Source organism: Shewanella submarina (genome assembly GCF_042646185.1).
Lineage (GTDB): Bacteria > Pseudomonadota > Gammaproteobacteria > Enterobacterales > Shewanellaceae > Shewanella > Shewanella corallii.
Window position 1 is genome coordinate 475,902 of the sequence record NZ_JBHRTD010000018.1, and the last position, 22,790, is coordinate 498,691.

Here is a 22,790-nt window from a genome sequence, read left to right on the forward strand (position 1 = left end):
GCCTCTCCTCTTTCATTCTGCCAATCGTCTTCGCCAGAGCAATGGTAACAACAGAGCAATTAACCACCCCACAGCACCACCTCCACCTCCACCACCAGAGTCTCCGCCGCCTGAAGGCGGAGTCGGGGCGCTGACGATATTGACCTGATATCTGCCGGTATTACTTGTGACCTGTCCGTCGGACGCTGTCAGTTCAAACACCAGTGTTCCGCTGGCCGGTGCGGTAAAGCTAATACTGCTGCCCGAATTGGTGACTGACACCTGAGTGCCGGATGTCTGAGTCCAGTTGTAGGTGAGCGTATCATTATCGGCATCTGAAGCATCGGCATTCAGCTCGACGCTGCTACCGGCATTGGCGCTGGTGGTGAAGTCATTGACCTGCGGCGCATCGTTGACGTTATTGACCGTAAGCGAAACACTTGTCGTGTCACTGGGCAGACCGCTGTCATCTGTCACCCGGTAACTGAAACTGTCTTCTCCGAAGTAGTTCTCGTCAGGCTGGTAGCTAGCTGCGCCATTGGTTTGCAGCGTCAGGGAGCCATGCTGAGGAGAAGTTACAAGCTCAACATTTCCCAATTCACCTGTGGGTGAAATAGTGATCAGACGTTGTGCCTTGAGTGTCGACATACCATCAGTCAACTCTGCTTTGGCCTGACGGGTAATTGGACCGTCGTTATCCAGCACATTGAAGTTAACGCTACTGTCTTCCTGCAGACTGATACTGTCGGCCTGGCCGGGATTGAAGCCAGTTTGGGTAACAGGGAAGGTCAGGGATAGCAGGCTTCCCGGCTGGGTATTTACCTTCAGACGTTGGCCACTGCTGACGGTTTCTCCATCAGTATTAAAGTGATAACTACTGCCTTCATTCCCTGAGATATCTTCGGCGCCGATAGTCAAGCTGAGTGGCAGGGAGGCCAGATCTATGTAATTGAAGAATATCTCTTCGTTGCTGCCTGTGTTTATCCAGACACTGAAGCTGTATTCTCTGCCAGCATTGTCGTTGTAGGGCCTGGCTTTATACCACTCGACCACGAAATAGTTCTGGCCATCGACAAGCACTTCACCGGTTGCCAGCAGACCTCCGCCTGAATCATTATCCTGAGTGCCATCAAGATCAAAGTCTGTCCAGAAAGGTGCCAGAATGTTGTTGGGTCGCTCTGTACCAGGCAAGCGGCGGTTGTTGGCTGTGGTGGAGGTGTCTCCGCCTCCAACAACCAAGAGGCCATTATCACTGATGGTTAACTCGGTATAAGGGCTGCCGTGGTATAGAAACTCTGGTGTGGTAATACTTATGCCCACATCATCACAGCCGCCGCTGCAGCTGATGGCACTGGCACCATTCTCGTAGATACTGGCAAAACTGTTGCCACTGACGGGAGTAATTCCGAATCCTCCCGGAGTTACATCACCCTGCCAACGGATCTGTCCTGTGTTTGTATCGACATCCAAGCGCGTGGTTTCTGCTGCAGTAACGCTTAGGTTTACATCATCCGCAGAATCGATTTGGGTTCCTGCTGGCGCATAGGTATCCAGGGTGACTGCGCCAGAAAACGTTTTGTTATTAACTGACACTGTCATGGCAATGTCATCGGACGAGGTCAGATCCGAACCTGTTTCTATGATAGATAATTGGCTGCTGTCATCACTTTCACCGGGAAGCACCACAACCGGTAATCTGACAGCTTGCCCTTCTCCGCTCAGGCTTACCTGACCAAACAGCCAATCACTGTTCGACAACTGGCCTGTATCCACATCTATCTCTATTTCCGCGTTACTCCCAGCAGGTAGCGTTAAGCTACTCGGGGATACCGTGATGGCAAATTGCTCTGAGTTGGCGGACAGTGTCCAGCTGGTGGATTGAGATGATTTGCTGAATACTCTGGCGGTAAGTGTGCAACTGGAGACACAGGCTCCTTCCAAATAGGAGCCCTTATCAAAAGTGATTAGCGCCTGAGAAGCTGTTTCCAGGTCAAGCCTGCCGGCACCCATGGCAAATGGTGTTGCCGGGGTTGAACCATCATCGTCTTTTATATCCTTGCTTTTGGCGGTACTCATTAGCGCAGTTTTAATATCTACCGCTGACCAGTCAGGATGCAGTTGCTTCATCAAAGCTGCAGCACCCGCGACATGAGGACTGGCCATACTGGTGCCCGTATTAAAGCCAAAGGAACCGCTGGCGGTTTCCGGAGAGACGGCAGAAAGGATCGCTGTACCCGGGGCGGCTATATCAGGCTTTAAAAAGTCCGGATTGCCATTGGGGCCTCTGGAGCTGCTGGCATTGATCACATCTGCAAGGCTATCGGATTGGGTTCGGGTGACGGCGGCCGAGATAGTTCCCTGAGTATTGTTGCCCAGCAAGTCCAGAGTGGTTGCGCCATCGAGGTTTGAGATCATCACTCCGGGAATAGGAGCGTCCGGCATGTGCATTGTGATGGGGGCACCCGCTTGGTTGTTATAAACCACCATGGCGATGGCTCCGGCATTACTGGCCAGTATTGCCTTGTCTTCAAAGGTGCATGTGCCTCTCGATATTAACGCTATATTGTTGGTGAAACTGCCTGCTGACCATGCACTGCAACCTTCCTCATTAGCAGAATCAAGATTGACAGCTGCGATGACGGAGGCACTGATGTCCTGGTTGAACGTAGCGCTGCTGTTTGAATTGATAGCGGTAAATGCCTGGTTGCCAATGCTGAATCTGTTGGCATAGATACGTCCAGTGGTGCTGTTTGCAACGGCGATACCAGACTCAATACAGGCCGGACAGCCTATGGTTTGAGGATTGTTGCCATCGTTTCCTGCCGCTGAGACTACGACAACACCTGCGGCTTCGGCGGCTTCAAATATCGATTTATAGACGCTGTTATCCGGTGACTCACCCGCGCCACCTCCCCAGGAGTTGTTGATAACATCGGCGCCATCTTCTATCGCGTCCTCCAGGGCCTGGGTCAGCATAATATTGGTTCCTACGCCTCCTCCACAGCCTTCATCGGCAAACAGGGCTTTGTACACCATGAGATATGCGGCTGGCGCCACGCCAGATAAAGATAACTGCTCACCATTTTGAGTGACGGTAACAGGATTACCCACGGCCGTGCCTGCGACATGAGTCCCATGTCCGCCCCAATCCAGTGGACTCAGATGTTCATCGCTACATACGGTAAAGGTGGGGTTATACCAGCGGGCAACAATCAGTTTGTTGTTACAGAATGAAGCGTCTGTAGTCGCGCAGTAGTCATCATTGGGACGACTGGCAGGTGCGGAGAAGCCGCTACCACTGAACATAGGGTTTTCCGGCCGGATACCGCCATCGATAATGGCAACTTTTATCCCTTTGCCTGCATTATCAATGCCGTTAACTGCATTCCACATAGCTTCGGCCTTGATGGTATTCAGCGAAGCATCCAATTGCGCATGGTAAAAGCGTTCGGGATAAACCGCTTTTACTCCGGGTAAGGATCCCAGTGCTTTTAGATCAACCTGGTCACCTGTCACTACAACACCATTAAGTACCGTATCGAATTTTTGGGTGACCCTGAGTTGCGGGAAGTCACTGGATATCTGCTTGCTGAATGCCGCTTGCTCTTTATTAATTTTGTACCTGTGGCTTAAGTGGGCAGCAGTAAAGGTTGTGGCTTGAGTATCAAAACCGAGACTTTTCCCAAATGCACTGGCAAGCGAGCTGGACTCCAGTTCGACAATGACCCTTTCACCGACTTTAGCCTTGTTGCTCAAGGAAGCGGGCTTGGAGTGTTGTCTGAACTCAATGACTTCTGTGGAATGCGAAGTTGGGGTGATTGTCTGAGCCATGCTTGCGGCACTGAGCAAACCCAACGAAACAGCTGTTGCAATGGGAGACTTCACTTTGCTTTTCCTTGTGTTTTAATCCGGTAGAGAACGCTGAATTTTTATACGGTATAAAGACTGTTGTAGCACAAACAAAAGCGGAGAGTGAGGGAGCGAGAAAATAAAAAGAGAGGCAAGTTTGCCTCTCTTTCACCAAACGTTGTTTATATTGGCACTGAAAAGTTACTTAAACTTTCTGCGCAGCATTGCCAGAGGCAACAGCAGTACAGTCAGCCAGCCCATGGAACCGCCGCCATTATCCACTACCAATACTGGCTGTGGTTTTGCAGTGAACTCGTAGGAGGACTCAACCGGGTCGCTCTTTCCGTCGGTGACAGACAGGTTGAATACTACGCTGGCATCACTTGTCACGTTCGGAGAGGTAAAGCTGAGTGAAGCGCCATCAGCTGTGAAGTCAACCTGAGCTCCTGAAGTTTGAGTCCATGTGAACTCCAGCTCATCATTGTTGGCGTCACTTGAGTCAGACGCATCCAGAGTCACTGCATCGCCGGCATAGGCGCCTTTAGGTCCAGTTATTACCACTTCTGGAGCGGCTTCAAGTACGCCAAAGGTGTGGTTGGACTCGACTGCATCGCCATTGGTAGTGTGACTCAGCGTCAGTTCCATATCTTCCCCTGGAGTACGAGGCGTCAGTTTGAAGTTCACTTCTGCATTTTCAGCTGAGGTGTTCGCTGGCAGGTTAATTGACCAGTAAATAATACTACCGGACATTACGCCACCATGGCTGATATCAGATACTTCATGTCCCTCTGGCAGTGTTGCTGTCAAAGTGTAGGTCTTATCTTCCACTGACAGGTTAGGCTTGATATCGAAGCCCACAGTGGCAGCTTCGCCTGGCACCATCTCTTCAACCAGAGCTTCAGTCATAGGAGTGACGTCGTTTTCGCCTCTGCTCAGAGTATATGCAACGGTTTTGCTGTTACCATTTTCACCTTCAATGACCACAACACCTGCAGCATTCACCGCTGAAGACCAGTTGAACGTCAGGTCGAAACCACTTTCCTGCTCGGTTGCGGTGACAGCCAAGCTGTCAGAAAGGTTCTCTTCTACCGGCTCGATGGAAGTGACTCTGACGGTTACTTCATCGGTTGCCCCCGGTGCTGATGGGGTGTAAGCGTCCGCGACTATGTAATAGACCCCCGCCTCAACGTTAGTAAACGCGACCTGCTCGTTGGAGTCCGGTCCAGCGCTTCGCCCAATCAGCTGGAAACTTGAGTTAAATACACGCATATCAACGTCGGGGGCCGCTTCGGAAGAAAGACTGAAGACAACGTTCGATAGAGCAGGAATTTCCAACCCGACAAAATCAAAGCTGCCATCTGGAACTGCCAGTGTATATGGTCCTGCTATCTCTGCAGATTTATCATAAGCACCGACACTGGCGATTGCGTCCAGATCTTTGACGATAAAGCCAGGCAAAGTGACAGAACCTGAATCCCGCGTTGCCACTATTTCAAAGCTGTCCGGCAGGTTGTCGCCACCACCTTTGACTGCGACAGGTATCTTCAACATTGGCGTATTTTCAGCAATCAGCCCTATGTTGGCAAAATGCCATCCTGCGTCAGCCAGAGTGATATCGGCAGTGATCTCCAGTTCTTGAGTTTCGCCAGCTTTCAGTTCGAAACTGGTTGGTTGGACATCCAGCTTGAATCCATCTGCAGCACCCAAAGCTGCGGCTACCCAGGTTCCATCTTGAGTCGCCTTGACGGTACGAGTCCAGCTACATGAACCAACACAGCTTGCATTAGCGATTGAGGCAAGGTTCATTTGCGATGGCTTACCACCTTGAGCCGGATTGGCGCTGAGGTAGCCAACCTGAGTCTCGTTCATCACCAAGGAAGCCTGAGCAGCAGCTTTGACATCAATATAACCGGCACCCATATCGAAGAAATCAGAAGGTGTCGTGCCATCTTCTTTAAAGGTGCCTTGGTCCGCAGTCAACATCAGAGCTGATTGCGCTTCGGCCGGAGTCCAGTGAGGGCGGGTTGCAGCCAGCAAAGTAAGGGCACCTGCCACATGGGGGCTGGCCATCGAGGTACCGCTGAGAAAACCAAAATCACTTGGATCCGGGAATTCCTTAAAACCATCAGATTGGTCATCGGCATAAGCGGCGAAAATACGCACCCCGGGGGCAGCAACTGATGGAGCAATGACGTCAGGAACTGACGCATTTGGTCCACGGGATGTAAAGCCAGCGGCAATTTTGGCCAGTGCTTCATCGTGGATGACTTCTGTACCACCAATAGTGCCTGTGTGATCGGCTCCTGATGCCAGCCAGGTACGCAGTGTATCACCCTGATCTGCATCAATATGGATTGCTGGAATAACGTGAGCGTCAGCAACTACACTGGTAGCTTCGCCCTGAATGTTGGCCAGCACCAGTCCTGCTGCACCGCCGGCTTGAACGTGGCGGCCTTTATCTACGCGGGCAATCTCTCCTCTGTCACACACGACAATTGTACCTTCTTCAAAGGTATTTTCCGGGAAGGGCTGTAAACACTGGGCCGGATCGTTACCAGGATCATTGGCATTGGTGAAATCACCGGCATAAACGATAGAGCCGGATACACCTGCCGTCATTGCCTTACCTGTCAAGGATTCCGGTGCAGTGGTATCACCGCCGGTAAATCCATCAAGGGTCTTGTCGGAGAAGTCTCTGTCGTGGGTATAGGCCGCAACTGAGGTAATCCAGGGAGCGTCACCTGGTGAGCCTACTGTGCTTGGCTCTGGACCATCGTTACCAGCGGAAGTGGCTACATGAATACCTGCTTTACGGGCCGCCAGAAATGCCAGGGCATCGGCATCATTCCATGGGTTACTTGAGCCTCCACCGATGGAATAGTTCAAGGCGTCAACACCACTTTCTATAGCGTGTTCAACGGCTAATACTGTCAGAGATGGTAAGCACCCAGCGAATCGAATTGCATCATCTTCGCCTGGATAGCACACCTGATACGAGACGATATTGGCATGTGGCGCAACGCCTGAAACATGTTCAAAAATGACACCTGAATCTTTGTTATCTACGTCGGGGACATTTTGGTTTATCAGGACATTACCCGCAGAAGTGCCAGCTGTATGAGACCCATGGCCGTTATGATCTTCACCATTGGCAGGCACATCTGGATCATAGTCAGCGTATTCATCAGTAATCTCAGGCCAGCTATGAACACCGATCAATTTGTCGTTACATAACTCTGGGAAGTCTTCTACACAATCGCCGGAATATACCCCCGGCCCCCAAGGATTGGTGTGGTCATATCCATCGCCGCCGATATCGGCAAAAGAGGGGTGATCTGTGTTAATACCGGTATCAATGATACCGACAATCATTCCTTCGCCTCTGCTCTGGACACCATCTATATCACCGTTCCAGATAGCGGGAGCTTTAATGATAGCGGGGCCTGAGTCTGTCGTCGGGCGCCGCAGTGTTTCGCGGTAAATATGGGCAATCCCTGGAACGCTGGCCAGTTTTTTGGCTTGTTCCTGGGTCATCTCAATGACCAGGCCGTTAAAGGCAAGAGTCGTTTGCTGTTTTACATTAAGGTTACCGACAACCTCTTGGGCAGTTTTCAGAACGTTATTCTGGCTGCTTTTAAGATAGTTGCGGTAGGTTTTAACGTTGTGGCTACTTACATCCAGCTTTTGACCTGACTTGGCAGTGGCGGTTGCGGCGTAGCCTTCAACTCCACCTTCATAAAGGGCGACGGGACTTTCACTCATCCGAACAATATAGCGATAAGCCTTGTTGTCCAGTCCCGCTTCCGGGATGAATACCGGCTGTATTGGACCGCTTTGCTGAATGGACTTGGTAGTGGATTTTGGGATCTTTTTTGATATTACATCGCTTTTATTTAGCTCAGTAATGCGAACTTCCTGAGAGTAGGCAGTATGGCTCAGTACTGATGAAATCAGCGCCGAGGAGACCGCTATTGCGATTTTGGTTTTCACTTTTACCTTCCTTGCATCTAATCAGATTCTTCCCAGGGAGGGAGTATCTGCTTTATTTTTATGATTCGCCTTTATCACCTTAGGTGGAGGGGCCTAGGCTCAGTGACCTTCCTCATTGGTAGCTTTAGCTGATGAGGGTGGCTATTCACCTTTAGAGCCGGATTAACCACTAATGGTTGATGGCGATTGGTTTTTTTATGCCTCCTCTCTATCAATTTGAGAGGAAGGAAACACTATTTACCATAAAATAAACATTCGGTTAACAACTGTGTTAATACGATTTATGTATAGATACAGTTCACTTTCGAATAGAAGAATTGAGAGAAGACTGGGGGAATGCATCTGGAGTGATGCATTCCATGCATTGGACAATGCAATGAGATTAGGGCTTAACGGCCCGGACGATAGGGTTTTGCAGGCTGATTAGCGTTTCAGTAGATTGGATTTCGTCGATAGATTGAATGCGATTGATCAGTACATGCTGCAGTCCATCAATTGATTGACACATGACTTTGACAAAGATGCTGTAGTTGCCTGTGGTGTAGTAAGCCTCTACTACCTCTTCCAGTGCATTCAACTTGGCGAGGGCGGAAGGGTAATCGCCGGCGCTTTTCAGGTTGATTCCTATAAAACAGCAGACGTCATATCCCAGCGCTTTTGGGTTTACTGTGATTTGGGCACCCGTGATGATATTGGCCTGCTTCATTTTTTCCACCCGCACATGGATGGTACCGGCGCTGACGCCGAAGCGCTTTGCCAGTTCCGCAAACGGGGTTCTGGCATCTTTCATCAAGGCTTCGAGGATCTGATTGTCCAGCTTGTCACGTTGATATGAGACTTCCATTGTAAATTGCTACTTTCGTTTTTATTTAATAAGCAATTTACGGTTTTCGCTGAAAATATGCCACTTAATAATCTGAGATTGTGAAGCATCTTCAACAGCGACTTAATCAACGACAAACTGATTACTGATCACCAACATGTGTTTCAAAAGGCACAGCAGCACTGAAAGTCATTGGCTCTCCCGTATAGGGGTGAGTGATAGTCAGCTCAGCTGCGTGCAGCAGTAAGCGGTCCGCCAGGCTTTTGGCCAGAGGATCAGCATAGAAGCCATCACCCAGAATGGGATGACCCAGGGCCATCATATGTACTCTCAACTGGTGCGAACGACCTGTAATCGGTGTCAGTTTGACCAGTGTTGAGCGTTTGCCATAACTGACAACTTCATAGTGGGTCAGTGAGGGCTTACCTATCTGGTGATCAACTTTTTGCCTGGGGCGATTGGGCCAGTCGCAAATCAAAGGCAGGTCAACACTGCCACCCTGGGGGCGAACATGTCCCGCCACTCTGGCGTAGTATATCTTATGGGTTTCTCTGTCGCGGAATTGACGTTTTAGTTCGCGCTCAGCATTGCGGCGCAGTGCCACAACGATAACCCCGGAAGTTGCCATATCCAGGCGGTGCACTATCTGGGCATTGGGATGTTGCTCCAGAATGCGGGCATAGATACTGTCTCTGTGGGCCGGATCCCGGCCGGGAACAGACAAAAGGCCGGACGGTTTATCCACCACAATGATGTCTTTGTCTTCATGGAGGACATTGAGCCAGGGATCCGTGGGTGGTTGATAGATAAAGTCAGGCATTTGGGTTCACGACAGGTTAAAAGGCGCCGCAAAGATACTCACCTTCGCTTGTTAACGCAAGTAAAGACAAAAGGCGATGAACTGACTCTTTGGGCTAACTCTGTGAGGATGTGTTCAGAAGCCTTTGCCACCCACGTGCATGATGGAAAAAGTCCAGACGACGAACGCCAGAGGACCATGCACCAGGGCATAGAAAAACTGGTCCAGACGTCCCATGCCGTGGGCGTACCAAATCAAGTAGATGTGTTGAATCAGCACCAAAGGAAAGAGTAAGAACAGGGGGTAATTGGCAAATGCCGAGCCGGGAGCGAACAGGAGGGCGGCGATAATGGCCCATAACACCATGGCTACTGTTGTCAGTGGTGGTGCCATCAGGCGGTAAGCATCCGGATAGGGAAACACAGCCTCTCCTTATGTCGGTATCTGTTACTCCGGTTTGCGGGCGATCAGTTGTGCTTTGAAGTGCCCCTGGCTCAAACCCGTTTGATATCCTTCAAAGTAATGTAATGGCTGCCAATTGGCAAATGTCTGTTGCAACTCATTTTTATTGAGTAAAAATGCCGGATTTCTGGGGCGTCCTATGATTGCCTGCTCCCAGGTAAAGGTCTCATAAACCAGAATACCTTTTGGCTTGATACAGTTGGCAATGGCTGGCATCAGCGGTCGATGCAGATAGTTGAATACCCATACGCTGTCGTAGCCTTCCCGGCCCAAATCTATGATGCCGGTTTCCAAATCAAGCTCAATCAACTCAGCCAGTGGATGTTGCCTGACCTCCGGTAATAAACGACTCAAATCTTTATCGATAAAAGTGACTTTGTGCCCAAGCGCCATTGCTTTCAGGCCTCTGTAACCTGTACCACAGGCGAGATCCAGCAAGTGGCCCGGAGATGCAGGCCAGGGAAAGTGTTGCAGCAGATCTGTCATCCTTTGATCTCCTTGTTACTTTCGAGTCGGCGACGATGAACAATAGAATAGTGCCTGAGCCCGGATGGACCATGAGAAACCACTACTGACAACAGCAAAATGACAATAAAGAGTGCGGATTTATACTCGGGCAGGGGAATAAACAGTGCCAGAAGAACCACCTTCATTATGGTGAGTACCCCCTTGAGTTGGATAAGCCAACGCCAGTCTCTAATCACTTCCCACAACATCAGTGCACTGCCGGTGATCATTGCCATAACCCAGTAGTTCATCCACTGTGACTGAGGAACGCCAAGCAAAATTCCACCACCACTACCGGCAATACCGAGAATATGCAGTGCCCGCAAACTGGTTTTACCCAGCCGTTGCACCCAAAACTGCTTTTCAGATATCGATGACTTTTTCATCTGTGATCTATCACCGCAAAACGTAAAGATTAACAAGATAATGGCTTCGAAAGAACGGGCAGGGATCACATCGCGGCGGTATTGGATGTGGCAGCCTCTACGCGAATAAACCCTATTGAGGATGAAATCACAGAGTTTTTTGTCAGAATTCTACATGGATTACAGTTTTTTACTCCTGTTGTATCAATAAGATAGTTTTGTGACCCGCTTATCTATACCTCCATTTAGATAGTGCTATGTTTTTAACGCGAGGCGGCATCTTATCGGTTTAAATTCTTGTTTTGCAGTGTTTTGATTGTCGCCCGGGTTAGACCTGCAGATCAAATGGATGGGGAGCAAATTAATCATGAAATCTGTGTTGCGCAAAACTGCGTTGGCGGCTCTGGTGTCAGCCTGTATGAGTGGATTGGCTTATGCTGATGCCGAATATCTGGCAGATTTTCACACTGAAATGGGCGGCTGTGAAAACTGTCACGCCTCTGAGCAGGGACCGACTGATGACAATCTCAAGTATGAAAACAGTCAGTGCGTCAGTTGTCACGGTGACTTGAAAGAAGTCGCAGCCAATGATCCAAAAGACATAGTTTCACCTCACTCCTCACACCTGATTGGTGATATCGCCTGTACTTCATGTCACAAAGGCCACGAGAAGTCAGTGGCATACTGTGACGCTTGCCATAGCTTTGGTTATGACATGCCATTCCAGGGCAAGTGGGAGCGTAAGTTTGTTCCTGTAGACGCCGATAAGAAAGCCCAGGATCAGGCTATTGCTGCCGGTCCAACTGAATCTACCGACGTAGTGGTTATTGGTTCCGGTGGTGCCGGTCTGGCCGCAGCAGTTGCTGCCCGTAACGACGGTGCCTCCGTTATCCTGCTGGAAAAAGAGCCTATCCCGGGTGGTAACACCAAGCTGGCTGCCGGTGGCATGAATGCTGCTGAAACCAAGCCTCAGGCCAAATTAGGCATTCAGGACAAGAAGTCCATCATGATTGAAGACACCATGAAAGGTGGCCGTAATCTGAATGACCCAGAGTTGGTTAAAGTACTGGCCAATAACTCTTCTGACTCCATCGACTGGCTGATGGCTATGGGCGCAGACATGAACGACGTGGGCCGCATGGGGGGCGCCAGCGTTAACCGTTCTCACCGTCCAACCGGTGGTGCCGGTGTGGGTGCAGAAGTGGCCCAGGTGCTGTGGGATGCCGCCATTGAACGTGGTACCGATATTCGCCTGAACAGCCGTGTGGTTCGTATTTTGGAAGCCGGTGGCAAGGTAACTGGCGTACTGGTGAAAGGTGAGCACACTGGTTACTACGTGATTAAGAGTGATGCCGTAGTACTGGCTACCGGTGGTTTTGCCCGCAACAATGAGCGTGTTGCCAAGTATGACGCCAAGCTGAAAGGCTTTGCGGCGACCAACCATCCAGGTGCAACCGGTGACGGTCTGGACGTAGCCATGCAGGCTGGTGCTGCTACCCGCGATCTGCAGTACATTCAGGCTCACCCAACTTATTCTCCTGTTGGTGGTGTAATGGTGACTGAGGCTGTACGTGGTAACGGTGCGATTCTGATTAACCGCGAAGGTAATCGTTTCGTCAACGAAATCACCACCCGTGACAAAGCTTCTGCGGCTATCCTGGCTCAGAAAGGCGCCAGTGCTTATCTGGTATTCGATGACTCAGTGCGTAAGTCTCTGAGCAAGATTGAAGGCTATGTTCACCTGCATATCGTTGAGGAAGGCAAGACGCTGGCCGATCTAGCCAAAGAGATGGGCGTGCCTGCCAAGAATCTGGAAACCTCTGTTGCTGCCTACAATAAGTCTGTAAAAGCGGGTAAAGATGAGCAGTTTGGTCGTCCAAACATGCCTCGTGAACTGAACCATGGCCCTTACTATGCCATCGAAGTTAAACCGGCTGTTCACCACACCATGGGTGGTGTGGTAATCGATACCAAGGGTGAAGTAAAAGACGCCAAGGGCAACATCATCAAGGGCTTGTATGCAGCCGGTGAAATTACCGGTGGTGTGCACGGTGCCAACCGCCTGGGTGGTAACGCCATCTCTGACATCGTGACCTTTGGTCGCATCGCGGGTAAAGATGCTGCCCAATATGCAGAGAAGGCAGGCAAGTAACCCCAGAGTAATTGCCTGACACATTCCAAACAAATGCCAGGGCATTGATACCATCTCTCGTCAGAGGGAACTGAAACAGCGACCTTCCGAGGTCGCTTTTTTATTGCTGTTTTTCCGCCCGACAAGAGCAGGACAAAGCCTGCCCGATGCAATACACTCAATGTCTCTTCATGAGTCCTGCGGTAGGAGACAGCAATGAAAATCGGTTTCTTCAGTGCAAAGCACTATGACATGCAACACTTCAATGCCATCAAACAGGAGTATGGCGCCGGGATTGAGTATTTTGATCTCAGGTTGAGTGCCAAAACTGTGCTGCTGGCGAGGGGATTTGAGGTGATCTGTGCTTTTGTCAATGACGACTTGAGCAGTGATATTCTGGAAGAGCTGGCTGCCCATGGTACCAAAGTAATCGCCATGCGCTGTGCAGGGTTCAACAATGTGGATCTGCAAGCTGCCAAACGCCTTGGCATGCAGGTGGTGAATGTGCCGGCCTACTCGCCTGAGTCTGTGGCGGAGCACACCATTGCCATCATGCTGACCTTGAATCGAAAAATTCACAAAGCCTATCAAAGAACCCGGGATGCCAATTTCAACCTGGACGGTTTGGTGGGTTTCAATATGTTTGGCAAAACCGTGGGCGTCATTGGTACAGGTAAAATCGGTCTGGCCACCATACGTATTTTGCTGGGCTTCGGCTGTAAGGTGCTGGCTTTCGATCCCTATCCCAATCCAGAGGTGAAAGCCCTGGGCGTTCCCTATGTGTCTCTGGATGAGATGTTTCCCCAATGCGATATCATCAGCCTGCACTGCCCCCTGACGGATACCAATCATCATCTGTTAAATGCCGCGAGCTTTGCCAAAATGAAACAGGGGGTCATGGTAATCAATACCAGTCGTGGTGGCTTGCTGGATGCATTTGATGCCATGGAAGCTTTGAAGACTGGCCAGCTCGGTTCCCTCGGACTGGATGTTTATGAAAACGAGCAGGATCTGTTCTTCGAGGATAAGTCCAACGAAATTATTCAGGATGATGTATTCCGCCGTTTGTCGGCTTGCCATAATGTGGTATTCACAGGTCATCAGGCCTTTTTGACCGATGAGGCGCTGGACTCCATTGCCAATACTACACTCAGTAATGCCAGAGCGGTGCTGGATGGAAATCGAAGCGGCAACGAATTGTTTTAGAAAAGATATAATCATAATGGCGGCGGCATTTCAGGAATGAGCAAAGACGCCATCAGTTCACTGGAAGATCAAGGAAGCGAAAGATGAAAGTGACCCGCGAAGTCCATGATGTCGAGACCCTTACAGGCACCATGCGAACCTATCTGTACCGTCCGGATCGGGAGGGTATCTTCCCCAGCCTTATTTTCTATTCAGAGATTTTTCAGCACACTGGCCCTATATCAAGATTGGCGACTCTGCTTGCTGGTCATGGTTTTGTGGTGCTGGTTCCTGAGGTGTTTCACGAGCTTAATCCCATAAGCACAGTGCTTGGTTATGACGACGCCGGTAAAGATAAGGGCAATGAAGATAAGCACACCAAGCCGCTGGAGAGTCATGATTCAGATACGGTTGCACTGGTGGACTTTGCCCGGGCTCAGGAGTTTTGCTCCAGCCAGATAGGGGCCATAGGTGTGTGTATCGGTGGTCATCTGGCATTCAGGGCCGCGCTAAATCCGGATGTTCGTGGTGCGTTTTGTCTTTATGCGACTGACCTGCACTCAAATACCTTACCTTGTGAAGCGGGCAATCAGACTTTGATGCGATGCGGAGATATTCAGGGGGAACTGCAACTGGTGTTTGGTCGTCAGGATCCCCATGTGCCGGTGGAAGGCCGTGAGCTTATCTACCGGGAGCTGAATGCTCAGGAGTGTAACTTCAGTTGGACTGAGGTAAACGCCGAGCATGCCTTTATGCGGGATGAGGGCGACAGGTATGACCCAGAGTTATCCTTGTTAATGTGCCAGAAGGCAGTAGCCTTCTTTAAGCGGGTATTGTTGTAGCTCACCCGTCATGAATACAAAAAAGGGCAGCCGAGGCTGCCCTTTTTACTGAATGCGTAAATGATTACGCGCGCTCAGCTACATAAGCTTCCAGCTCAGAAGTGCTTACGCTGGCAATGAATTGACCGTCCAGGTAAAAATCAACCATTTCACCCTGCTTACGACCTGTCATTACCTGCTGGCTGCCATCTTCAAAAGTCATGGTCATCGCCAGAGTGTCAGCATCTACTGCAGTCATACGGGCTTGAGTCAGCTTAACCGGAGCAGTAGTCAGATCTTTATCCAGCTTGTCGTTTACCTTGATGATAGAGTTGATTGGAGTATCAACCAGGGCTGGAGACTTGCCGGTAATTGGGTTTTTACCAGTCCAGAATTCAATGCTGTTGAAAATGAACAGGTCAGCAGTGGCTGCAATACCGTATACAGGGGCCATCAGCATGTACAGACCGGCACGGCCATAACGGTTGTCAACTACGCTCAGGTTGCCTTTGGTCACCAGGCCGCTCAGACCCATTTGTCCCATACAGCCAGCCAGTTGAGTACAGATCAGCAGCGCAACACCAGCGCCAACTTTGCTCAGTTTCATAAATTCAATCCCGAAGTGAATAGTCATTAATATTTGGAGTGCAGATTCTAACCATCGGCGAAATTGCGACTGTGCCTTTGCTCACATCTTTTGGTTAGTGAATTGAGTGTATTGGTAGCAGGTTTGTCATGATTGTCTGTGGGTGTTTGCAGGTGTTTTCCTTTGGTGTGGTGAGGCGGGTGTTGGCTTCCTGCTGTTTACACTTGTGTGGTGATTGTTGCTGCTGCAACCTGGTGGCGACAGAGCGTATAATCCCACGCTTTAATCTAGCGAAAATTGATATAAGGCGACTCAATGTCTGATTATTCCCTGTTGTGGCAGGGCGAGGATACACTTGGAGAGATCCGGGTGTTGGAGGATGACCAGTACCGTATCTTGTCCTTTGGTGACAGCGATGAGCAGAGCAAGCAGTTGAAGGCGGCTCCCCATATTCCCCAGCACACTTATATTCAGGGGATGTTGCTCAGTCTGATGTTTATGCAGCCAAAATCAGCCATTGTGCTGGGGCTGGGCGGTGGTTCTATGCTGCATGCCCTGCGTCATTATGATGCAGGTATTAAACTCAGTGCAGTGGAGCTCAGACCGGCGGTGATTGAGGCGGCCAAACGATACTTTCGGGTACAGCCCAGTAAAAAACTGCAATTAATCGAAGCTGATGCACTGACTTTTCTGCAGCAGGCAGAGCATAAGCGTACAGACCTTATCTTTGCTGATATCTATACCAATGATGGCGTCGATGAGAGCCAACTGTCCCAGGCCTTTATTGATGGTGCGCTGCGATTACTCAAAGCTGACGGCATGCTGGTACTTAATTGCTGGAAAGAGCACAGTCGGGATGACGCTCTGCTCTCCAGGCTGAAAGCTAATTTTGCCCAGGTTTATGCCTGTCTTACGTCCGGCGGCAATTGGGTGATCTTTGCGGCACGGGCAGCGGGCACCCTGAGAGAAGATAGTCTCAAATCTGCCGCCGATGACCTGTCAGATAAGCTGGACTATCAGGTATCCCGCAGTCTGAGCCGTTTCGGTCCCTGGGAATAAAACGGCTTTAGCATTACTTTTCATCAGTTTACGTCAACTGTCACCTTGAGGTTGACGTAAACTGTCGCTTTTCGACAAAAACCTGTCGGCTGATAACAATTTTTCAACACGCTGTTCGTCCAGTATGCAGTTATGGGCGATAACGCGTAGAAGAAAAGGCTGATAAGCATGTCGACATTCAAATCACTTCCCTCTAATCCAACTTTGTTGGCCTGTCTGGTTTCATTGAGCTTGTCACCACTGACGGCCATGGCCGAAGAGGCAGAGCAGCAGGGGAAAACCCTCGAAGTTATCGAAGTTACAGCGCAAAAGCGGGTGGAAAGCCTACAGGATGTGCCGGTTTCCATCACAGCGGTAAATGGCGACATGCTGGTGGAAAACAATATCGCCCAGATGGAAGAGATGGCAGCCTATGTGCCCAACTTTACCGTGACCAAATCCGGTCAGGGTTACAACATCTATATGCGCGGGCTGGGATCCGGTGCCAATCAGGGCTTTGAGCAGACTGTCGGAACCTATGTAGATGGTATCTACCGTGGTCGTGGCGTGCTGATGCGCAGTGCGTTTCTGGATCTGGAAATGGTAGAAGTACTGCGTGGCCCCCAAAGCATACTCTTTGGCATGAATACCACGGCAGGCGCCTTGAATCTGACCACCAAAAATCCCACCGATATTTTCGAAGCAGGGCTGGCCACAAGCTATTTTACCGAAGGGGACAAGGTTGATTTTGAGGGCTTTATTTCCGGTCCGCTGACTGACACTCTGAATGCCCGCCTGGTGACCCGCTATGAAAACGATCAGGGCTATATCTACAATGCCGCCACTGATGACACCATTCCTGCCAGAGAGAGCCTGGCAACCCGCCTGACGCTGGACTGGAATCCTACTGATTCCTTCAATGCCAATCTGAAGCTCCAGCATGACAGCGACACGATTAAAGGGCGTCCGCTGGTGGTGGTTGCAGAACCTGCACTGGTGGAGGCCAACTCTCCTTTGCTGGCCCAGCTTGGCTACTACACTTTGGGCCATGAAACCGCCAGAACCAACCCGGCGCTGGGTGAAAAGGAGCGGGAAGACGCCAGCATAGATTACGTTACCCTGGATATGTCCTGGGACCTGGGCAATCACAGTTTGGATGCGGTGACAGGCTGGCAAAGTTATGAACTGAATGGCAGTAAAGATCAGGACTCCACCGCCCGGGTATTGATGTACTCTCCAGAGTTTGAAGAGGCCTATGACCAGTTCAGCCAGGAGGTCCGCCTGACCTCAGATCTCGGTGGAGATCTCGAATATATTGTCGGTGCTTATTATCAGTCCAGCGAACTGACCTACACCGAAAATTCTGCTGTATATCCACTGGCGGTAAGAGGGCTCAGAGACTATGCCAGCGACTCAGATCTCTGGGCTGTGTTCGCCCAACTGGACTATCAACTGACAGACAAGTTGAGTGCCACACTTGGGCTCAGATATACAGATGAACATAAAGAGGGGCGTAAGCGCATGGATCTGGTTGATCCGGTGACAGGTACGCCCATTGCACAAATGCCACTGGTGAAGCCTGCTGCGCTGGCATCAACTCTGGATGTATTCGGACTGCCTGGTCTGCCGGGGCCTGCTTATGTCGCCATGTTGGGCCCCAACCTGCCATACCTGGACCCTTTACTGTTCGGCACGCCGACTCAGAATGTTGCCAACCCGCTGGTGGGCACCATAGAACAACATGATATCGCTGCCGAACGCGATGACAGCCATGTCACCCCTTCTGTCACCGTCAGCTATGACCTGGGCGACAGCATGGTTTACGCCAGTGTGGCGACCGGTGTTAAAGCCGGGGGTTTTGATGCCCGCTCCAATCTGGCAGGCAACTTCGAGTTTGAAGCCGAAGAGGTTATCTCCTACGAAATTGGCAGCAAAATGACTCTGGCCGGTGGCGCTGCTGAACTAAACCTTGCCGCATTTGTGATGCAGTTTGATGATCTGCAAACCTCTGTGTTCGACGGCAGCCTGGGCTTTGTCGTGGAGAATGCCGGTGAGGCAACCACTCAGGGAATTGAGCTGGACGGTCGTTGGTTGCTGACTGATGAGCTGACCCTGTCGGGCAGTGTGGGTTGGACAGACTTCAACTGGGACTCTTTCAAGGGGGCCAAGTGCTTTACCAGTACCGCTTTGGTGCCGGACAACATAGAAGCCAATGGCAAAACCTGTGACCTGACCGGCGAAACCAATGCTCTGGTACCTGAGTTCAGTACCAGTATGCGGCTGGACTATGTCACCTATATCTTTGGTGACTGGGAGTGGCGCACAACACTGGATGTGAACTATCAAACTGAAGTTTACACTGCCACAGATCTTAATCCTCTTACCAAACAGGATGCCTTTGCCAAGGTTAATGCCCGCACGGCCATTATCTCTGACTCAGGTTGGGAGCTGGCGCTGGTGGGGAAAAACCTGACTGACGAAATCACTTCAAGTTTCGCGTTTGATACGCCGCTGACCCCTGGTGTGTACAGCCAGATGGTTGATCCGGGACGCAGCATAGGTGTGCAAGCCCGCTACTACTTTTACTAGTTAAGAGATTCAATCATCAGGATGGCAGTGCTGCAGGGAAAGCAGCCAAAGAGGTAAGTCATGGATAAATCGTTGAACATCAGTAAGAAGCCTCCCAGGGCCGGCAGTTTTCACTCCTTTCGCAGCGCTGTGACTTTGGGTTGCGCTGTCGCCCTGCTGGTGGGGTGTGGTCAGGCTCAGGAAAAACCGGATGCAGATTCACTGCAGGCCTCAGTGGCAACTTTGGATGCACATCAAAAGGTCAGGGAAAGTCTGCCGTTCGATAACACCCGGGACTTTGAGCTGGCCAGAAAAGGTCTGATAGCTGAGGCCAAAGAGATAGATATCTATCGGGATGGGCAGAAGATCTGGTCGGCAGAGTCTTTTGACTTTCTAAACGGTGCTGAATCTGCCCAAACGGCCAACCCAAGTCTTTGGCGTCAGGCGCAGCTGAACAATATCCGTGGTCTGTTTGAGGTGGTACCGGGTATCTATCAACTGCGTGGATTTGATCTGGCCAATATGACTTTGATTGAAGGGGAGTCGGGTTGGATAGTAGTCGATCCTCTGACATCAAAGGAGTCTGCCCAAAAGGCGCTGGAGTTCGCTTTCTCTCATCTGGAGCGCAAGCCTATCAAGGCGATCATCTTCACCCATGCTCATATCGACCACTTTGGTGGCGCACTGGCGGTGGCCAGTCTCGAACAGGTGCTGACCGGTGAAGTGGCTGTCATAGCCCCGGAAGGGTTTATGGAAGAGGCTACCAGTGAAAATATTATCGCCGGTATTGCCATGGGACGCCGAGCCGGACTCATGTATGGCTCCCATTTGCCGGTGGCGCCGGATGGGTATATAGGCAGCGGATTGGGTAAGGGTCCAGTGATGGGAAGCTTTGGCATTCTGCCACCAAACAGGGTGATTACTGAAACCGGTGAAACAGTGACCGTCGATGGTATCGAGATAGAGTTTCAGATGACGCCGGAAACCGAGTCTCCCTCTGAGTTCACCTTCTATCTGCCTCAGTTTAATGCTTTCTGCGGTTCCGAGCTGGTATCCCGCAATATGCATAACATCTACACCCTGAGGGGAGCCAAGGCCCGGGATGCTGTGCGCTGGAGCCACTATATCGAAGAGGCGCGCCAACTGTTTGCCGGTGCAGATGTTTACTTCGCCAGTCATCATTGGCCCTTGTGGGGACAGGGGGAGATCCAGGACTTCCTGACCAAGCAGCGGGATATCTATCGGTTTGTGCATGACCAAACGGTACGTTGGTTCAATATGGGACTCAATGCCGAGGAGATCGCTGAGCGTATTGAGCTGCCACCGTCACTGGCTCAGAACTGGTCTACCCGGGGGTACCATGGCTCTCTGAAACACAATGCCAAAGCTGTGTATCAATTCTATCTGGGCTGGTATGACGGCAACCCGGCCAACCTTGATCCCTTGTCTGCTGAGCAGTCGGCGTCCAAATATGTGCGTCTGATGGGTGGTGCCGAGGGAGTAATAACCGCAGCAAAGGCGGCTATTGATGAGGGCGAGTATCGTTGGGCGGCAGAGCTGCTGAATCATCTGGTATTTGCAGATGCCGATAACAAAGATGCCAAAGCTTTACTGGCAAAGGCTTATACCCAGTTGGGTTATCAGGCGGAGGCAGGCTCTTGGCGCAACTCCTATCTGGTGGCGGCTCAGGAACTGGCTGGGGGAATGCCGGATAAAGGGGTCGACCTTAACACTATGCGTGATGTACTGGCCCAAACCTCGGTAGATAAGTTCTTTCAGTCGCTGGCGGTCAGGCTAAAGGCTGAAGAGGCCGATGAGGTCACTACTAAAGTCAGGATCTCTTTCAGCGATCTGGATCAGCACTACCTGCTGTGGATTGAGAACGCGGTAATGCACTTTAAGGCCGTGGATGCTGATGCCAGCTCAGATGTCGGCGTGGTACTGACCCGACCCCTGCTGGTGGATATGTTGACCGGACAGTTGGGTATTCAGCAGACGCTCTTTTCTGACAACCTGGATGTACAAGGTAACCCTCTGACATTAATTGACTTTCTATTGTTGTTCGAACAGCCGGATGGCAAATTCAACCTGGTCACTCCCTGAGGGATCGGAACAGAAGATAAAGGATTAATCCAATGACAATAACAAAATCTCTGCTTGCGACTGCCGTGGCCGCCGGCCTGGCCTTCTCAGCCCCTGTGGCACTGGCTGAACAGAAGGCTCCTCAACAACAGGCTATGGCAGCCAAGGGGCATCCGATTCTTAATATGTTCAAGGTGAACAACCATGAGTTTCAGGGGCTGATTAAAGAAGCCGATGCCAAGGCCAAAGAGGAGTGGGCCTACGCCACAGGTATTCAGGCATTTATGTTTGCCATTCCCATGGTGATGATGGATGTGCAGCGGGATCTGCGTATGAATCCTGTGGTTCTGGAGCGCATCAAAGACACCTGTCCCTGTGCCGGCCCCGGCGAGTGGGGACATTACTCAGGTTTGGCTACCGCCAAATCAAAAATGCCCTATACCCCAAACCCGGATACGGTTTACTCAGGCCTTTACGCCAATCTGGCGGATGAACCTTACATTATGAAGGTGCCGGATATTGAAGAAAGGTACTTCTCGATTCAGGTGGCTGATGCTTATATGGTGAACCAGCACTATATCGGCACCCGTACCACTGAAGGCAAGGGCGGTTATTTCGCCCTGGTTGGGCCTGACTGGCAGGGTGAATTACCGGATGGTGTGGTAGAGATGCGCATGCCCAATGACTCTGCCATTGTGGCACTGCGAATTGCCTCCTACTCCAACAACCCGGGTGAGGTGGCTCAGGTACGCAAGCTGCAACAGAAGTTTGATGCCATGCCATTGTCTCAATTTGGTTTGAGCAAGGCCGAGCGCGAAAAGCTACCTGCGCCTGTGCTGAATCTGCCTGAAACCCGTCTGAAAAAGGGTGAACTGGCGTTTTATTCCTATCTGTCGCAATTGCTGATGGAAAACCCTCCGGTAGGGGAAAACCGCGCCATCCTCAACAGCTTCAAACTCATAGGTCTGAGTGACACTCAGGCATTTGATCCGGCAAAACTGGATGAACCCACCAGGCGGGGGCTTGCCCGTGCCATGAAAGCCGGTATCGACATCATTAAGTGGAAGGTGAAGTTCCGCGGTACCCAGTCGGAAAACAAGTGGAATGTGGATTTTGTGGGCGGCGACTACGGCACTGACTATCTGGCCCGCGCCGAGGGAGCTGTGCAGGGGTTGTTTGTGCATTCGCCGGAAGAAGCTGTCTACTTTCACACTTACTCAGATATCAACAATGCCTCTCTGTTAGGAGGGGAAAACAAGTATGTGTTGCACTTTGAAAAGGGGCAGATCCCAACCTCTTTCGATGGTGGATTCTGGTCCATTACCCTCTACGGTGATGACTATCAGCTGGTAGACAACCCTATCGACAGATATGCCATTCGCAAGAGCACTGAAGGTCTTAAGTACAACGAGGATGGCTCGCTGACTCTCTACCTGCAAAGCACTGCGCCTGAAGGGCTCGAGTCCAACTGGCTACCGACTCCTGAGCAGGGCATTTTCCGTCTTAATATGCGTGTATATCTGCCTACAGAAGATGTACGCAGCTGGGATACGGTAGAGGGATTCCTGCCTGGCGTAGTACCGGTTAAACAGTAATTGCAGATGG

15 protein-coding genes are annotated in these 22,790 nt (G+C 50.9%); 7 read left to right on the top strand and 8 right to left on the bottom strand.

Annotated features, from left to right (window positions below):
• Positions 1–12 precede the first annotated feature (12 nt).
• The 7 genes from ACFOE0_RS19080 to ACFOE0_RS19110 form a co-directional block, all read right to left on the bottom strand.
• The gene (locus ACFOE0_RS19080; RefSeq protein ID WP_248934187.1) at positions 13–3,864 is read right to left on the bottom strand and encodes a S8 family serine peptidase; all 3,852 of its coding nucleotides are present in this window, start codon (positions 3,862–3,864) and stop codon (positions 13–15) included.
• A 165-nt stretch (positions 3,865–4,029) separates the two neighbouring features.
• Positions 4,030–7,818: a S8 family serine peptidase gene (locus tag ACFOE0_RS19085; RefSeq protein ID WP_248934188.1), complete on the bottom strand. Its 3,789-nt coding sequence runs from the start codon at positions 7,816–7,818 to the stop codon at positions 4,030–4,032.
• A gap of 382 nt (positions 7,819–8,200) precedes the next feature.
• On the bottom strand, positions 8,201–8,662 hold the full coding sequence (gene asnC / locus ACFOE0_RS19090; RefSeq protein WP_115138097.1) for a transcriptional regulator AsnC: 462 nt from the start codon (positions 8,660–8,662) through the stop codon (positions 8,201–8,203).
• 121 nt (positions 8,663–8,783) lie between these two features.
• Positions 8,784–9,461 (bottom strand): bifunctional tRNA pseudouridine(32) synthase/23S rRNA pseudouridine(746) synthase RluA, encoded by a 678-nt coding sequence (rluA, locus tag ACFOE0_RS19095; RefSeq protein WP_248934189.1) that lies wholly within the window; start codon positions 9,459–9,461, stop codon positions 8,784–8,786.
• Between the two features lie 114 nt (positions 9,462–9,575).
• Positions 9,576–9,863 carry a hypothetical protein gene (locus ACFOE0_RS19100; RefSeq protein ID WP_248934190.1) on the bottom strand — a complete coding sequence of 96 codons (288 nt, stop codon included), beginning with the start codon at positions 9,861–9,863 and terminating at the stop codon, positions 9,576–9,578.
• A 24-nt stretch (positions 9,864–9,887) separates the two neighbouring features.
• On the bottom strand, positions 9,888–10,388 hold the full coding sequence (locus ACFOE0_RS19105) for a class I SAM-dependent methyltransferase (protein WP_248934191.1): 501 nt from the start codon (positions 10,386–10,388) through the stop codon (positions 9,888–9,890).
• A complete protein-coding gene (locus ACFOE0_RS19110) occupies positions 10,385–10,795 on the bottom strand; it encodes a hypothetical protein (RefSeq protein ID WP_248934192.1) in 411 nt (136 codons plus the stop codon). The genes ACFOE0_RS19105 and ACFOE0_RS19110 overlap by 4 nt, the downstream gene beginning before the upstream one ends.
• 346 nt (positions 10,796–11,141) lie before the next feature.
• Here ACFOE0_RS19110 and fccA point away from each other — a divergent pair, with 346 nt between their 5' ends.
• From fccA to ACFOE0_RS19125, 3 genes are all read left to right on the top strand, one after another.
• Positions 11,142–12,926, top strand: coding sequence for a fumarate reductase flavoprotein subunit FccA (gene fccA / locus ACFOE0_RS19115; RefSeq protein ID WP_248934193.1), 1,785 nt, complete (start codon positions 11,142–11,144; stop codon positions 12,924–12,926).
• A gap of 195 nt (positions 12,927–13,121) precedes the next feature.
• A complete protein-coding gene (locus ACFOE0_RS19120) occupies positions 13,122–14,111 on the top strand; it encodes a 2-hydroxyacid dehydrogenase (protein WP_248934194.1) in 990 nt (329 codons plus the stop codon).
• Between the two features lie 83 nt (positions 14,112–14,194).
• Entirely contained in the window at positions 14,195–14,932 is a 738-nt protein-coding gene (locus ACFOE0_RS19125; RefSeq protein WP_248934195.1) for a dienelactone hydrolase family protein, read from the top strand.
• A gap of 64 nt (positions 14,933–14,996) precedes the next feature.
• Here the strand turns inward: ACFOE0_RS19125 and ACFOE0_RS19130 are convergent, their stop codons facing one another.
• Positions 14,997–15,518 carry a DUF3332 domain-containing protein gene (locus tag ACFOE0_RS19130; RefSeq protein WP_115138089.1) on the bottom strand — a complete coding sequence of 174 codons (522 nt, stop codon included), beginning with the start codon at positions 15,516–15,518 and terminating at the stop codon, positions 14,997–14,999.
• A 294-nt stretch (positions 15,519–15,812) separates the two neighbouring features.
• Between ACFOE0_RS19130 and ACFOE0_RS19135 the strand changes: the two genes are divergently transcribed.
• The 4 genes from ACFOE0_RS19135 to ACFOE0_RS19150 all read left to right on the top strand — a co-directional run bounded on the left by ACFOE0_RS19135 (position 15,813) and on the right by ACFOE0_RS19150 (position 22,780).
• On the top strand, positions 15,813–16,556 hold the full coding sequence (locus tag ACFOE0_RS19135) for a spermidine synthase (protein ID WP_248934196.1): 744 nt from the start codon (positions 15,813–15,815) through the stop codon (positions 16,554–16,556).
• A 168-nt stretch (positions 16,557–16,724) separates the two neighbouring features.
• A complete protein-coding gene (locus tag ACFOE0_RS19140) occupies positions 16,725–19,124 on the top strand; it encodes a TonB-dependent receptor (RefSeq protein ID WP_248934197.1) in 2,400 nt (799 codons plus the stop codon).
• A 60-nt stretch (positions 19,125–19,184) separates the two neighbouring features.
• Entirely contained in the window at positions 19,185–21,206 is a 2,022-nt protein-coding gene (locus ACFOE0_RS19145) for an alkyl/aryl-sulfatase (RefSeq protein WP_248934198.1), read from the top strand.
• 32 nt (positions 21,207–21,238) lie between these two features.
• Positions 21,239–22,780, top strand: coding sequence for a DUF1254 domain-containing protein (locus ACFOE0_RS19150; protein ID WP_248934199.1), 1,542 nt, complete (start codon positions 21,239–21,241; stop codon positions 22,778–22,780).
• Positions 22,781–22,790 lie beyond the last annotated feature (10 nt).

What these genes read in the sequence shown, in the direction of transcription:
- fccA (WP_248934193.1), top strand. Translation starts at nt 11,142, where the DNA reads ATGAAATCTGTGTTGCGCAAAACTGCGTTGGCGGCTCTGGTGTCAGCC.
- ACFOE0_RS19105 (WP_248934191.1), bottom strand. Translation starts at nt 10,388, where the DNA reads ATGACAGATCTGCTGCAACACTTTCCCTGGCCTGCATCTCCGGGCCAC.
- ACFOE0_RS19140 (WP_248934197.1), top strand. Translation starts at nt 16,725, where the DNA reads ATGTCGACATTCAAATCACTTCCCTCTAATCCAACTTTGTTGGCCTGT.
- ACFOE0_RS19130 (WP_115138089.1), bottom strand. Translation starts at nt 15,518, where the DNA reads ATGAAACTGAGCAAAGTTGGCGCTGGTGTTGCGCTGCTGATCTGTACT.
- asnC (WP_115138097.1), bottom strand. Translation starts at nt 8,662, where the DNA reads ATGGAAGTCTCATATCAACGTGACAAGCTGGACAATCAGATCCTCGAA.
- ACFOE0_RS19150 (WP_248934199.1), top strand. Translation starts at nt 21,239, where the DNA reads ATGACAATAACAAAATCTCTGCTTGCGACTGCCGTGGCCGCCGGCCTG.
- ACFOE0_RS19135 (WP_248934196.1), top strand. Translation starts at nt 15,813, where the DNA reads ATGTCTGATTATTCCCTGTTGTGGCAGGGCGAGGATACACTTGGAGAG.
- ACFOE0_RS19110 (WP_248934192.1), bottom strand. Translation starts at nt 10,795, where the DNA reads ATGAAAAAGTCATCGATATCTGAAAAGCAGTTTTGGGTGCAACGGCTG.
- rluA (WP_248934189.1), bottom strand. Translation starts at nt 9,461, where the DNA reads ATGCCTGACTTTATCTATCAACCACCCACGGATCCCTGGCTCAATGTC.
- ACFOE0_RS19125 (WP_248934195.1), top strand. Translation starts at nt 14,195, where the DNA reads ATGAAAGTGACCCGCGAAGTCCATGATGTCGAGACCCTTACAGGCACC.
- ACFOE0_RS19145 (WP_248934198.1), top strand. Translation starts at nt 19,185, where the DNA reads ATGGATAAATCGTTGAACATCAGTAAGAAGCCTCCCAGGGCCGGCAGT.
- ACFOE0_RS19120 (WP_248934194.1), top strand. Translation starts at nt 13,122, where the DNA reads ATGAAAATCGGTTTCTTCAGTGCAAAGCACTATGACATGCAACACTTC.